Here is a 13,195-nt window from a genome sequence, read left to right as displayed (position 1 = left end):
AGCGTCAAAGCTGCACCGGCATGCGGAAGGTGCGCAGCACGCCCATGTCGAACGGATTTGGCGTGCGCTGGCTGGTCAGCAAGTAGTTGGCGCGCAGGCCTCCTATGTCAGCCTTGAGCACCAGCACGTCACGGCCGGTCAGGTATTCGGTCTGCATCAAATCAAACAGACGGAACAACGACCAAGGGCCGGTGTTCTTCTCGATACCCAGCGGGCGGCCGACCATTTTGTCGAGTACCAGGCTGGTACGCCCGTCTTCAGCGTCGGTTGGCCATTTGAACGACACCGGTACTATCGGGCCATGACGGTACTCGATGGTCTTGTCGCCAAACTTGAACTCGGAACGGCTGACAGCCGGGTCGAGGGTGTAAGGCTCCAGTTTGAACTGCACCTGAGGTTCGGCTGGGTTGTCGGCGAAGAAGCTCTGGCGGATCACGAGCGCGGCGGCCATCTGATCAAGGTAGACCTTGGAGATCGGTAGACTGTGACCATCGACACTGCGCATGCGGTAGTTACCCGGATCACCGCTGACAAACGGACGCAGGTAGCTGTCGAAGAAGCGGTCGGCAATCCCCCTGGCCTTGAAAAACTCGCGGAAGTCGCTGATCGCTACGTCGCTGGCGCTGTGGGCGCTGAACGGATAGCGCTTGCTGATCGCTTTGTCGTAGAAGCTGTATAGCTCACTCTGATAGCGCTGATTCAGATAACGATAAGAATCGCTGAGTACCAGACGCCAGGTGTCTTCAGCCAATACGTTGAACCACACACTCACCGGGCGCGGCAGACGGCCCGACGCATTGCGCAGGTTGCTCAGCGCATCACGCTGGCCACCCATACGGGTCTTGGCCATTTCGAACGCGGCTTGCTCTGGCGAACTGGCACGGGCCAGGCTGGCCATCTGCATTTGCAGGTCATTGAGGGCGGTCAGGGCCGGGATCAGGTCAGCGGTTGGGCCGTTGTTGTCATCCAGCAAGCGGTGCAGCGACTCAAAGCGACTTTGCAGGGACTTCTTCGCGGTGTCCGGCAATTTTTTCACCAAGGCGTCAGCCGCCTTACCGGCCGCGGTGACCGCTAGTTTCCCGAGCTTACCGCCCTTATCTGCCAGTTTCCCTGCCGCATCGGCGGCGTCATCTGCCGTGTCAGCGACCACTGGGAACCGGGTGTTTTCACGCACTTCCACTAGCAGTTGCAGGATCGGCGAATTGGCAGATGTCAGGCCAGCCAATTGCTCCGCGCCGTCACTAAAATCGTTGATGGCCGGCAGCGCAATCCGGCCCACTGCCTCACCCCAGTAGTTGGCGTAGTCGCGAAAATACAGCTGCTCGAGTTCGACCATCAGGCGACGTAAGTCCATACCACTGATACTCGAGCCTTCACCCAGTACCCAGTTGTCACTCAGGATATCGGTAACCAGCATCGAGCCCTTAACCGAAAAATACTGCTGATAGCCCTGTTGGGTGTAGAACCCCGGGATCACGTAATCGGTGCCAACAAACAGCGGCCCCTGTGGGCCAAGATGTTGGCTCAAACGGTATTCCGGCAGGTTACGGGCCTGCTCGCGCAGCATCCGATATACCACGTTAGCCAGGGACTCACTGCGTAAAACCTGACGCGCCTGAGCCACCAACTGATCATTAAGCGGATAGATAAACGGCTGTTGTAGCAAGCGCTCGAAGTGGCTGTTCAAGCCGTTTTGCACAGTGGTGTTGCCGGTGTATCGCTGGGACCATTCGGTGGCAACCCAGTCCTTGAGCCATGGCGCGTCGCGGCGATCCTTCATATTCAACATCAGGTACGCACGCAGGCTATTGAGCAGGCGTTCGCGGTCCTTCATGTTGGCGCGAATCTGCCCTTCTAGCAGGGTCGCGACCCGTGGTAATAGCTGTCCTTCAAGCTCACGTTCATAGGCCGTCTTAACCACCGGATTAACGTCTTCACCTTGATACAGACCTCCACGCTCGTAGTAACCCACATCGCCTTTTTTTGGGAACACCTGAGTAGCCGCGTAGCGGGTGTCGAGGGTCTTGAGCACCGCCATGGAGTCATCACGGGTGGTGAGGGTCGAGCTCTGTTGGCTCCAGTTTTGTGCCAGGTTACGCAGGTTTTCCAGGCGCTCGTAGTTCGCGGAGAAACCGCCCGCCCAGAGCATGCCCAATAGCGTCAGTGCGGCCAGTGCGCCCACGTACAGCGCACGCTGGCCCCAGTGGATGCGGCTGCGTTCGCGTTTGTCCAGGCCTGCAAGATCGGCCTCAGGGAAAATTACCCGACTGAGTAAATGGTGGATGAAGCGCGAATGGCCACTGCGCAGCGTCGGCAGCACGCCGGCGTTCATGCCCAGGTTGGCACCGATACCTGCGGTGGTTGCGTCCATTTCCTCAGTCAGATACGGTGCGCTGGTCAAGTAGAAACCGCGCAACTGGCTTACACGCTGGTAGCGGTTTCCGGTGAACGCCATATCGACGAACAGGCACAGACGCTCGCCGATTTTCCCCAGTCGATGCGGGAAGTCGAGGATGCGGCCACGGCGCTGGGTATCACGCTCCTGGTACATGCGCATGATCACCTGGCTGTTGAGGCGATGCAGCAACGCTTCGAACTCAGTGCGCAGCACCGTCACATCAGTGCCGCTCTGATCCTTGCGAAAACTGGTACCGAGCACCTGATCGCTTTCTTCGCGAGTCAATTGGTCGAAGAACTCATCGAAACCAAGCAGGCGATCAGCCTTGCTCAATACAAGGTAAATCGGCACATCGACGTGCAATTTCTGATGCACATCTTGCAAGCGCGCACGCACTTGGCGGGCCAGGGTTTCAAGCTCCTGTTCACTGCCGCCCAACAGGGTTTCCACCGGGATGGTCACCAGTACACCGTTCAGCGGACGATTGCGGCGACGCTTGCGCAGCAGGTCGAGCAACGTGCTCCAGGCACTGCCATCGACGTCGGCATCTGGCTGGGTCAAGTAACGGCCAGCGGTGTCGATCAGCACGCCGTGATCGGCAAAATACCAGTCACAGTGACGGGTGCCGAGGGTATCGCGGGTCAGTTTTCGATCAATCTTGTTGATCGGAAACTCAAGCCCCGAGAAGTCCAGCAAGCTGGTTTTGCCACTGCCCTGCGGACCGATCAGCAGGTACCACGGCAAATCACTGCGCCAGCGTTCGCTGCGACCACGATACAGGCTCGACGTCTTCAGGGTTTTCAGCGCGTCTTTGAAACGCGTCCTTAACTCTTTCTGCTCTTCGTCGATCTGTTCTTCGCGGCGGATACGATCCTGGCCGTACTCCGTGTCTTCTATGGCTTTTTTGCGAACACCCGCGCGCCAACTGACAAAGACCATGGTCAGGCCCCAGAACAGGAACAGCACACTGATGGTCAGCAAGCGGGAGGTCGAGCCTTCCAAAAACTTGTAGTCATCAACCGCCAGCAGCGGCCCGGCGAACCACACCATGAGCGCGACAAACAGCACCAGCAGCAGCGTCCAGACCCAGGTCTTGCGCAAGAATGCACCGACTTTCTTGAAAAGCTTTTTCATTACGCGTCCCTGTTTACGGCTGCGACTGCGGCTGGGCCGCTGCCGGATCAAACGACTGATAAGGCTGCAGAACGGTATCGCGTTGCTCGCCCAGTACCCAGGCGAAGCCCGAATACATCACCACTAGGCAAACAAAGGTGAACAGCACCACCATCCACGCCGGCACGATACGTACCAGGCTGCGGCGCTGATCGCTCAGGCCTTCCCAGTGCGGTGATAACTCGCGTGGTACATCACCGCGCAACTGGCGGATCTGGCGATACAAGGCGTCGCGGATGCCGTCGAGTTCGAGCATGCCGCGGGCCTGTACGCGGTACTTGCCCTCGAAGCCCAAAGACAGGCACAGGTACATCAACTCCAGCATCGGCAGGTGCTTGACCGGATTTTTCGACAGCCGATCAAGCAACTGGAAAAATTTCTCACCCCCGAAGGTTTCGTTGTGAAAGCTGCTGAGCAGGCTCATTTGCGACCACTCGCTTTCGTTACCCCACGGCGTGGTGACGACAGCTTCGTCAGCCACGGTGCAGAGCACGTAACGGGCAGCCATCACCTGGCTGCTTTCTACGCCATTGTGCAAGGCGCTGACTTCAAATAATTTCAGCCCGGTGGTCAGTCGCTCGTTGAGCACAAGCATGTCTTCGCGGGTACTGCTGTGCTTGAGCCGCACTACTTCAGACAATAATTCTGAGGCAGCAGCCACCAGCGAGTTCAGACTGATATTGAACGCTTCGGCCGGGCGCAAGCGCGCAGCGTAGATCATGCGTTCTTCGAGCTGCTCGAAGCGTGGCGGCGCAGCAAAATCCGTCATCGGACTCGACGCCGGGCCGTGGCCCTGACGGTCGAGCAGGACGGTTCTATCGTCCTGGCTGTATTCCGTATCCTTGATCATGTCGGTCAGTTCCTGATGGCCCAGAATTTCAGTTCAAGCTCGGCAAATTCGCCGGACACGTGGAACGCGAAACCGCCGGAGCGTTCGAGTCGCGCCAAGTCTTCGGAGCTGAGTTCGAGAATGAAGTAGGTTTTGTTGGAGTGGAACGCAATCTGCCGCGGGGCCACAGGTAACGGTTTGACCTTGATGCCTGGCAGGTGCAGGTTGACCAGTTGACGGATACGCTCCACCGGGCCGACCTTGAGGTGCGCCGGTAAGCGATGGCGCAGTTCTTCGGAATCGCAGTTGGCACTCGCCGCCAGTACAAACGAGGCAGAACCTAGTAGTTTGTGGTCGTGCAATGGCGAGACGATGATCCCGTATTGACGCGCTTGCAGCTCCAACTCAATGGCGTGCTGTTCCAGCACCATCGACAACACCTGACGGATCGCGTCCATCAATTTACGGAAGCTTGCACCCTGATCGCTGTGCTGGTAACGACTGTCCAGACGAGGACGTTTGCTTTCGCTGGAGAATGTCGCCAGATCGCCGAGCATGGTCAGCAGCGTGCGGTACAACTCTTCCGGATGCACCTGTTCCAGGCTGAGGTAGTGACGCAGCAGTAGTTCGGTACGGTTGATCAGTTGAAGCATCATAAAGTCGCCGACTTCTGCACCACCCACCTTGCCATTGGAACGGATCCGGTCAGCAATGGCGTCCCCGCGGTTGCCGAGCATGCTAATTACTTCCTTAAGGCACGACAGCAAGTAGCTGGAGGCGTGCGCCTGGATGTAGGTTGGTACGAATTCCGAGTCGAGGCTGATTATGCCGTCCGGCGTGGTATCGAGTACTTCGCAGATCTTCAGCTTCACGTACGCCTGATCGCTCTGCTGCTCGCCGAGCAATAGCTTGAAGTCCGGTCGAGCGCAACTGACCTGGCTGGCGGAGTCGTCGCCAGCGTTGGAGTCGGCTACTTCCGCTTCGTACGCGGTATAGCGCGCCAGCACGTCGGACTGCTCCGGGCGACGGGACTCGATGTGGTTGCCGGTGACCAGCGGCAACGCCAGATAGATTGGCGTGTTGCCGGTGTTCGGTGGCACGTCCAGGGCCAACGGCTCGGTGTTACCACCCAACTCGAACAGGCTACCGTCCGGCAGAATCCCCGATGCCTGACTAATCACCAGTTTGCCCATGTTGAGGAACTGCAAGTCGATGTCCAGGTTGAGGAAGCCCCAGATGTAGCTGCCCAGCAATTGGGTGCGGGTCTTCATCTGGTGGTCGTAGTAGCGATCGTTGTGCTGGAAGTGCTGCGGACGCAGCAACATGCCTTCCTGCCAAATGACTTTATGGGAGTTCATGGTCAGTCAGCCGCCTTGACTAGCAGTTCATGGGTGTTGCGAATGCCGCTCTGGTCGAGCGTCAGGTCGGCGTCGGTGACTTCCTCCGGGGCGACTTGCAGGGTGTAGCGCCATTGGGTATCCGGCAGGTCCCGGTAGGCGGCGAGGACACCGACATAGCGGCTACCCTCCTCGACACTGAGCTTGAATTCGACGGTTTCTCCCGGACGCAGCTCAAGCTCCTCGGTCGCAACCATATCGGGAGCCAGGGATTCCTTGGCGCGCTCGTAAAGGCTGAAAAAATCCGCGTTCTCGAACGCCACCGGGTGCTTGAGTTCAAACAGGCGTACGACAATCGGCGACGGGCGACCGTTGAGATCCGGGTTCAACTGGTCGCTGGCCGTCAACTTCAGGTTGAGTTTCGTGACGTGCGAATACGGCGATAGCGTTGAGCAACCGCCCAGCAGTACCAAGGTGGTCAGCGCAGTCAGCACCTTAAAAAAATCAGTCGAACGGCGAGACATGCGCATCATCCTTGGTGGTTGGTGTGGAGGGTGGAAATCAGGCGGATCTGTTCTTCGTAGGCCTGGGCGAAGTCACGGGCCAACAAGCGCTCGCTCCAGTCATCGTCCTGACGCAGGGCCTGGTGATAACGGCTGTAAGCCCTCCAGCGGCTGCCGGACGTGGCCAGCAACGGCTTGTTGTCGCGCTCGAATCGCAAGGTGAGCTGTTGAGGCGAGAAGTGTTCCAAGGTGCTGCGAACAGCGGCGCGGCTGGCTGTGAGCAAGGCCACCTGATGCGCCTGCAAATCGCGAAAAGCACGGGAGATCGCCTGTTCAGGCGGTAACTGCCCTGGCTTGTTGGGCTGCAACAGAATGTCCAGCGCTTCACCGGCATCAACGGCGAACTTCAACGGGTTTTTGTTGGTGCCCTGAACGATGGTATGGGCCAGGCGTAGTTCGTTTTTTAGCTCGCTGCGGGTGCGCAGGCTCTGCTGCAAACCGCCAACACTTTGCTTGAGCAGACGTGCAGCGTTCAGCGCGAGGGCTTCGCGGGCATCGTGGTCAAGGCCGTTGAGATCCACACCCAGGGCGCCAGCAAACTTTTCCCAGAAACCGTCGCTCTGACGCTCGACTGCTTTCGCAGCCGGGGCGGGCGCAGGTTCGGCCGGGGCATCGACCAGCTCCGGCACCATGAGGCTTTCCATGTCGATGCGCGCATAGTCGGCGCTTCGACTATGCGGCCCACTTCCCTAACTCACCCAGGGCCGCCATGTTCACTGGCACCGGCGGCCCATCACTCAAGCGCACGGTGAAGGAAGGTATTGATAGGTGGCTGGAGGTTCAGCGCGCCCTCAAAGCATCGAGCACGGTAGTCAACTACGTGAGCAAGTCCGGGCACGTCGAGAATAAATTCGGCAAACGTCGAATCGTTGATATCAGCAAAAGCGACATCGAGCTGTTTCAGGCGCAATTGCTCAAGCAAGGCTTGGCCCCAAAGACAGTGAACGACATCTTCACCGTCGTTCGCGGGGTCTGGGCTGATGCCTTCGGAGACGGCATTCTAAAAGCCAATCCGCTCGACCGGATCAGCAACGTCGGATCTGACGTCGACCTGGAGCATGCCGACCCCTTCAGTCGCACCGAGATCAAGTTGATCAGCAATGCGGATCCCGACCGGCGAGCTGACGCCCGGATGATTGAGTTCAACTGCTGGGCCGGGCTGTCCCTGTCCGAGCTAATCGGGCTCGCCGTTGAAGACGTCGATCTTGAAGCCGGCCTGGTACACGTCCGCCGGGCATTGGTCGTCGGTGAATTCAAAGTCCCCAAAGAGCGCTCCAGGGTTCGAGTCGTCGAGCTCATCGACCCAGCCCTCGAACTGATGCGGGAGATTATTGCCGCTGCCAAAGAAGCCCCCACTCTGGAGATCACTGTCATCCAGCGCGACAACATCACCTCCAAAAAAATGAAAGTCAGGTTTCTTTTCCGCAGTTCGACCAGCGGCCTGCTCTGGAGTGGTAAGACGTTGAGCAACTGGTTTACCACCCATCTGAAAAAAGCAGAGGTCCGGCACCGCGGGGCGAACCAGTGTCGCCACACCTTTGCCAGCCAGATGCTGTCGAGCTACGTCCCGGTCGAATGGGTGGCCAGGCAACTGGGCCACGCAGATACAACGATGGTGCGAAAGCATTACGGGAGATGGATACCTAAAGACACCAAGAGCATGGCGGGGATAGTGTCGAAAATGTTGGGGTTTAGAGCGGACTAGAGCGGTATACAGGGCAGAATTTATGCCCTAAAAATGCCCTAAACAATATGACGGAAACGAAAAAGCCCCTGTAATCTCTAACGATTACAGGGGCTTAGTCTTATTCAATAATGGCGGAGAGATAGGGATTCGAACCCTAGGTACCGGTGAAGGTACAACGGATTTCGAATCCGTCCCATTCGGCCACTCTGGCATCTCTCCAACGGCGCGCATCATAACAGCAGGTTCACCGAATGCAAACCCTAAAGTGAATTTTTTTCCGTGCTATCAGATGCTTGCGTCGATTACAGCGGTACGCCAAGGCGGTTGGCGACTTCTTCGTAGGCTTCGATCACGTCGCCCAGCCCCTGGCGGAAGCGGTCCTTGTCCATTTTCTTGCCGGTGGCTTTGTCCCACAGGCGGCAGCCGTCCGGGCTGAATTCGTCGCCCAGGACGATGCTGCCGTCATGGAATACGCCGAATTCGAGCTTGAAGTCGACCAGCAGCAGGCCGGCGTCGTCGAACAGCTTGCTCAGCACTTCGTTGACCTTGAGCGACAGTTCTTTCATGCGAACCAGTTGCTCGGCGGTGCCCCAACCGAACGCCACGACGTGGGATTCGTTGATGAACGGGTCGCCCTTGGCGTCGTCCTTGAGGAACAGTTCGAAGGTGTAAGGGTTGAGCTTCATGCCCTCCTCCACACCGAGGCGCTTGACCAGGCTGCCGGCGGCGTAGTTACGCACGACACATTCAACCGGGATCATGTCCAGCTTCTTCACCAGGCACTCGTTGTCGCCCAGCAGTTTGTCGAATTGGGTCGGCACGCCGGCCGCTTCGAGCTTCTGCATGATGAAGGCGTTGAACTTGTTGTTCACCATGCCTTTGCGGTCGAGCTGTTCGATGCGCTTGCCGTCGAACGCCGAGGTGTCGTTGCGAAACAGCAGGATCAAACGGTTAGCGTCGTCGGTCTGGTAAACCGACTTGGCTTTGCCGCGGTAGAGTTCTTCACGTTTTTCCATGATGGGCTCCGCTTGCTAAGTAGATGGGCTAGGCGAGATGTCGCCAGTCGAGCCCTGAATCTTGATCGGCCAGTTGCAGCCAGTCCGGGTCGCACCCAAGGGTGTCGACAAAACATTGCCGGGCCAGCTGCGGCAGGTTGTTCTTGCTGCTCAGGTGGGCCAGTACTAGGTGTTGCAGGTCTTTCCAGCCCAACTCGGACACCAGGAATGCCGCCTGGTGGTTGTTCAAATGTCCCAGCTCGCCACCCACCCGTTGCTTGAGAAAGGTCGGGTAGTGACCGCGAGCCAAGCGGTCGCGGCAGTGGTTGGACTCGATCATCAACGCATCGAGGTCCTTGTAGCCGTCCAACACGGTGGCGCAGTACGAACCCAGGTCGGTCAGCAGGCCAAAGCGCCGGGTGCCGTCACTGAAGACGTACTGCGTCGGTTCCTGCGCGTCGTGGGCCACGGCTATGACGCCAATGTCCAGCCCACCGATCTGCAACTGGTCGCCCCCGGCCACGAACCCTGCCGGATCAACCGGCTTGCGCATCCCGCGCAAGGTGCCGCGACTGAGGTAGACCGGAATATTGTAGCGCCGAGACAGCAAACCCACGCCATGCACGTGGTCGGCATGTTCGTGGGTCACCAGTATCGCGCTCAGTTGCGCCGGGGTTATCCCCAGGCGCAGCAGGCGTTTTTCGGTTTCTCGCAGGGAGAAACCACAATCGACCAGCACGACGGTGTCGTCACTGGCTATCAGCGTGCCGTTCCCTTGGCTACCGCTGCCGAGAACGGCAAAACGCATTTGATCAGCCCAGGTTGTCCTGAATCATGCCCAACACTTTGCGCGCCACTTCAGCCGGCGCAACGGTGTTGATGTCTTTCTCGACGGTGACCTGGACGTTCTCGCCGACCTTGCTCAGGCGCACCTGGTAACGCTCGGCGCGCGCCTCGACTTCTTCCTTGACCGGAGAACTGCCGAACAGGCTGGCGAAGAAGCCAGGCTTCTCGTCTTTACGCTCGGCTTTTTCGGCCAGGTTGATGTAGTACAGGCCCAGGCTGCGGTTGATGTCTTCCACGCGCCATTCGCCCTGCTCCAGCGCACGGCCCACGCTCGACCAGGCACGGTCCAGATCGTTGCCGACGTTGAGCACCGGGTTGCCGCTGCCGTCTTCGATCAGGCTGACACGGCTTGGGGTATCGAAATCACGGGAGGCAAGCATCGACACCGAACCGCCCTTCTCGGAGATGCGGCTCATGCTGACGAGCATGTCGTCGACCAGCGCAGCGTCCAGGCTGGTGTTGACCGAACGGTTGGTGAAGGCCACGTCGTCGCTGCTGCCGGCGGGACGCTCGGCGCTGACCACGTAGACTTCACTGGTGTTGCGCTGCACGCCTGGCTCGATGCGCACCCGCACGCGGGTTTCGGCATCGGAGGCTACGCCGGCGCTGGCCAGGCGCTTGGTCATGGTGGCCGACAGTTCGTCGGCACGCTGCCAGGTGGTGGTGAACTCGCCGGTCTGCGGACGCTGCTGATCCAGGCGGAAACCGTTGTCCTGGAAGAACTGCACCGCCACTGGCCAGACTTCGGCCGGTGGACGCTGCGCCATCACCCAGCGCGAGTCGCCGCTTTTCTGCAGGCTGTAGTCGCTGGCCTCGGCAATGGCCGACAACGGCTGCGGACGTGGCACCACGTACTCGCCCTTGACGGAGTCGTCGGCCACGTTGCGCGGGATCGGCAGCAGTGGGTCCAGGCGCTTGGCGGTCTGGACATCCGGCGGCAGTTGCATCGGGGCAGTCTGTTGCGCTTCGAGGTAATCGCTACCACGGTCACGGAAATAACCTTCCGGGCCCCAGACCCATCCACAGCCACTGGTGCTGGAGATAATCAAGGCAAGTGCGGAAAGTCCGGCCAGTCGCTTCATGCGTATTACTTCCTCAATTAAACCAATACGCCGGACTGGCGCAGGGCCTGTCGCAGCGGTTCGTGACAGGCTTCGCTGAGCCAGGTGAGCGGCAGACGGATACCGTCCGGCATCAGGCCCATCTCATGCAGCGCCCATTTCACGGGGATAGGGTTGGACTCGATAAACAGGGTTTTATTGAGTGGCATCAGTTTTTCGTGGATCGCCCGTGCGGTCACAGCGTCACCCTTGAGGGCGGCGTTGCACAGGTCGGCCATGTCGCGCGGGGCAACGTTGGCGGTCACCGAGATGTTGCCTTTGCCGCCCAGCAGGATCAGTTCCACGGCAGTAGCGTCGTCACCGGAGAACACCAGGAAGTCCTCGCTCACGCCATCGAGGATGGCCTTGGCGCGGGACAGGTCGCCGGTGGCTTCCTTGATCCCGATGATGTTGTTCACGGTCGACAGGCGGATCACGGTCTCGGCCTGCATGTCGCACGCCGTGCGGCCCGGTACGTTGTAGAGGATCTGCGGGATGTCGACGGCTTCGGCGATGGCCTTGAAGTGCTGGTACAGGCCTTCTTGCGTCGGTTTGTTGTAGTACGGCGTCACCAGCAGGCAGGCATCGGCGCCGGCGGTCTTGGCATTGGAGGTCAGCTCGATCGCTTCACGCGTCGAGTTGGCGCCGGTACCGGCGATCACCGGGATACGCCCGGCTACCTGCTTGACCACATAACGAATCACTTCGATGTGTTCGTTGACGTCGAGGGTTGCCGACTCACCCGTGGTACCGACGGCCACGATGGCGTGGGTGCCGTTTTGCAGGTGAAAGTCTACCAGTTTGCTGAGGCTGTCCCAGTCCAGACGACCCTGTGCATCCATGGGTGTGACCAGTGCCACCATACTGCCCGCAATCATGCAACCGCTCCTGCCGGAAAAAGAGAGCGGTAATGGTACTGGCGCCAAGATGCTTGCACAAGCGAAGTACTGCGCTCATGCCATTCCCCTTGGCGCCGCTTTTCGCTACCCTTCAGACTTTGATCAGTACCGACAGGCTCGTGCGCCGGGTTCCAGCCTCCATTTTCGGCTCCACAAGCCCCGCCCCTGCGTTGCCATCTACCCGAACTCACCTTTTTATGAGCTCGTAGCAACCCTCTGGCTCGGGCTTTGTTGATAGCGCATCCGGACCCACACCCGACGAATCAGCCTATAAACGTACCGACCGCTCATCGCTTTAGGAATGCTGCATGTCCACCCCCACAGTTCGCGAACAATTCCTTGTCATCAGTGCCCTCGGCGCCAACCCCATGGAGCTGACTAACGTCCTGTGCCGCGCCAGCCATGAAAATCGCTGCGCCGTGGTCACCTCCCGCCTGACTCGCCATGGCGAGTGCAGTGCACTCATCCTGGAGATTTCCGGTTCCTGGGACGCCCTGGCGCGCCTGGAAGCCGGTCTGCCGAGCCTGGCCAAGAAACACGCCTTCACCGTCAACGTGGTGCGCAGCGCGGCGTTGGAGAACCGCCCGCAAGCCTTGCCGTATGTGGCTTACGTCAGCTCTGCCTACCGCTCGGACATCGTCAATGAGCTGTGCCAGTTCTTCATCGACCATCACGTCGAGCTGGAAAACCTGACTTGCGACACCTATCAAGCCCCCCAGACTGGCGGCACCATGCTCAACGCCACTTTCACCGTGACCCTGCCGGCCGGTGTGCAGATCAGTTGGCTGCGCGATCAGTTCCTCGATTTCGCCGACGCGCTGAACCTGGACGCGCTGATCGAACCGTGGCGCCCACAGAACCCAATGTAAGGAAGCTTTTTCCATGGCCGTCGCTATCGACCAACCGGTCGCCGACTTCGAAGCCCCCGCCACCAGCGGGCAGACCATCAGCCTGGCCGCCCTCAAGGGCAAGCAGGTAGTGATCTACTTCTACCCCAAGGACAGTACGCCGGGCTGCACCACCGAGGGTCAGGGTTTTCGTGACCAGTACCCAGTGTTTCTCGCGGCCAACACCCAGGTGTTCGGCGTCTCCCGCGATAGCCTGAAGTCCCACGAGAACTTCAAGTGCAAGCAGCAATTCCCCTTCGAGCTGATCAGCGACAAGGACGAAGCCCTGTGTCAGCTGTTCGACGTGATCAAGCTGAAAAAGCTGTATGGCAAGGAATACATGGGGGTTGATCGCAGCACCTTCCTGATCGACAAGCACGGTGTACTGCGTCAGGAATGGCGCGGGGTGAAAGTGCCGGGCCATGTGGATGCCGTATTGGCGGCGGCGCTGGCGCTGGCCAAGGGCTGATTTGTTCGGCGT

Annotated in this window: 11 protein-coding genes, 1 tRNA gene and 1 pseudogene; 3 read left to right on the top strand and 10 right to left on the bottom strand. The window is 59.2% G+C overall.

Annotated elements, in window-relative coordinates; translation table 11 throughout:
* Positions 1-4: 4 nt before the first annotated feature.
* The 5 genes and pseudogenes from tssM to tagH all read right to left on the bottom strand — a co-directional run.
* Positions 5-3,532 (bottom strand): type VI secretion system membrane subunit TssM, encoded by a 3,528-nt coding sequence (gene tssM, locus AACY45_RS25075; RefSeq protein WP_339548057.1) that lies wholly within the window; start codon positions 3,530-3,532, stop codon positions 5-7.
* A gap of 13 nt (positions 3,533-3,545) precedes the next feature.
* Positions 3,546-4,421 carry a type IVB secretion system protein IcmH/DotU gene (gene icmH / locus AACY45_RS25070; RefSeq protein WP_339548056.1) on the bottom strand — a complete coding sequence of 292 codons (876 nt, stop codon included), beginning with the start codon at positions 4,419-4,421 and terminating at the stop codon, positions 3,546-3,548.
* A gap of 5 nt (positions 4,422-4,426) precedes the next feature.
* Positions 4,427-5,758 (bottom strand): type VI secretion system baseplate subunit TssK, encoded by a 1,332-nt coding sequence (tssK, locus tag AACY45_RS25065; protein WP_339548055.1) that lies wholly within the window; start codon positions 5,756-5,758, stop codon positions 4,427-4,429.
* Between the two features lie 2 nt (positions 5,759-5,760).
* Positions 5,761-6,261, bottom strand: a complete 501-nt coding sequence (tssJ, locus tag AACY45_RS25060) for a type VI secretion system lipoprotein TssJ (RefSeq protein ID WP_339548054.1) — start codon at positions 6,259-6,261, stop codon at positions 5,761-5,763.
* Between the two features lie 5 nt (positions 6,262-6,266).
* A pseudogene (tagH, locus tag AACY45_RS25055) lies at positions 6,267-6,965 on the bottom strand (type VI secretion system-associated FHA domain protein TagH); the annotation flags it as partial.
* Positions 6,966-7,009: 44 nt separating this feature from the next.
* On the opposite strand from tagH, the gene AACY45_RS25050 reads away from it, so the two are divergent.
* A complete protein-coding gene (locus tag AACY45_RS25050; protein WP_339548053.1) occupies positions 7,010-8,005 on the top strand; it encodes a tyrosine-type recombinase/integrase in 996 nt (331 codons plus the stop codon).
* Between the two features lie 111 nt (positions 8,006-8,116).
* On the opposite strand, the gene AACY45_RS25045 is transcribed toward AACY45_RS25050, so the two are convergent.
* From AACY45_RS25045 to dapA, 5 genes are all read right to left on the bottom strand, one after another.
* Positions 8,117-8,206, bottom strand: a tRNA-Ser gene (locus tag AACY45_RS25045).
* Between the two features lie 83 nt (positions 8,207-8,289).
* Complete coding sequence (purC, locus tag AACY45_RS25040) at positions 8,290-9,003, bottom strand: phosphoribosylaminoimidazolesuccinocarboxamide synthase (protein WP_095171833.1); 714 nt, start codon at positions 9,001-9,003, stop codon at positions 8,290-8,292.
* A 28-nt stretch (positions 9,004-9,031) separates the two neighbouring features.
* Positions 9,032-9,790, bottom strand: coding sequence for an MBL fold metallo-hydrolase (locus AACY45_RS25035; protein WP_339548050.1), 759 nt, complete (start codon positions 9,788-9,790; stop codon positions 9,032-9,034).
* A gap of 4 nt (positions 9,791-9,794) precedes the next feature.
* Positions 9,795-10,910, bottom strand: a complete 1,116-nt coding sequence (gene bamC, locus AACY45_RS25030; protein ID WP_339548048.1) for an outer membrane protein assembly factor BamC — start codon at positions 10,908-10,910, stop codon at positions 9,795-9,797.
* A gap of 17 nt (positions 10,911-10,927) precedes the next feature.
* Positions 10,928-11,806: a 4-hydroxy-tetrahydrodipicolinate synthase gene (gene dapA / locus AACY45_RS25025; protein WP_185818680.1), complete on the bottom strand. Its 879-nt coding sequence runs from the start codon at positions 11,804-11,806 to the stop codon at positions 10,928-10,930.
* Positions 11,807-12,135: 329 nt separating this feature from the next.
* On the opposite strand from dapA, the gene AACY45_RS25020 reads away from it, so the two are divergent.
* The gene (locus AACY45_RS25020) at positions 12,136-12,696 is read left to right on the top strand and encodes a glycine cleavage system protein R (RefSeq protein ID WP_339548044.1); all 561 of its coding nucleotides are present in this window, start codon (positions 12,136-12,138) and stop codon (positions 12,694-12,696) included.
* A gap of 13 nt (positions 12,697-12,709) precedes the next feature.
* A complete protein-coding gene (locus tag AACY45_RS25015) occupies positions 12,710-13,183 on the top strand; it encodes a peroxiredoxin (protein ID WP_339548042.1) in 474 nt (157 codons plus the stop codon).
* The last annotated feature ends 12 nt before the right edge of the window (positions 13,184-13,195 follow it).

This window comes from Pseudomonas sp. RA_35y_Pfl2_P32, from assembly GCF_963970735.1.
Classification (GTDB): Bacteria; Pseudomonadota; Gammaproteobacteria; order Pseudomonadales; family Pseudomonadaceae; genus Aquipseudomonas.
This window is presented reverse-complemented; position numbering and strand designations above follow the sequence as displayed.

Coding starts and splice junctions, on each gene's coding strand:
- tssM (WP_339548057.1), bottom strand. CDS start 3,532: ATGAAAAAGCTTTTCAAGAAAGTCGGTGCATTCTTGCGCAAGACCTGG.
- icmH (WP_339548056.1), bottom strand. CDS start 4,421: ATGATCAAGGATACGGAATACAGCCAGGACGATAGAACCGTCCTGCTC.
- tssK (WP_339548055.1), bottom strand. CDS start 5,758: ATGAACTCCCATAAAGTCATTTGGCAGGAAGGCATGTTGCTGCGTCCG.
- tssJ (WP_339548054.1), bottom strand. CDS start 6,261: ATGTCTCGCCGTTCGACTGATTTTTTTAAGGTGCTGACTGCGCTGACC.
- AACY45_RS25050 (WP_339548053.1), top strand. CDS start 7,010: ATGTTCACTGGCACCGGCGGCCCATCACTCAAGCGCACGGTGAAGGAA.
- purC (WP_095171833.1), bottom strand. CDS start 9,003: ATGGAAAAACGTGAAGAACTCTACCGCGGCAAAGCCAAGTCGGTTTAC.
- AACY45_RS25035 (WP_339548050.1), bottom strand. CDS start 9,790: ATGCGTTTTGCCGTTCTCGGCAGCGGTAGCCAAGGGAACGGCACGCTG.
- bamC (WP_339548048.1), bottom strand. CDS start 10,910: ATGAAGCGACTGGCCGGACTTTCCGCACTTGCCTTGATTATCTCCAGC.
- dapA (WP_185818680.1), bottom strand. CDS start 11,806: ATGATTGCGGGCAGTATGGTGGCACTGGTCACACCCATGGATGCACAG.
- AACY45_RS25020 (WP_339548044.1), top strand. CDS start 12,136: ATGTCCACCCCCACAGTTCGCGAACAATTCCTTGTCATCAGTGCCCTC.
- AACY45_RS25015 (WP_339548042.1), top strand. CDS start 12,710: ATGGCCGTCGCTATCGACCAACCGGTCGCCGACTTCGAAGCCCCCGCC.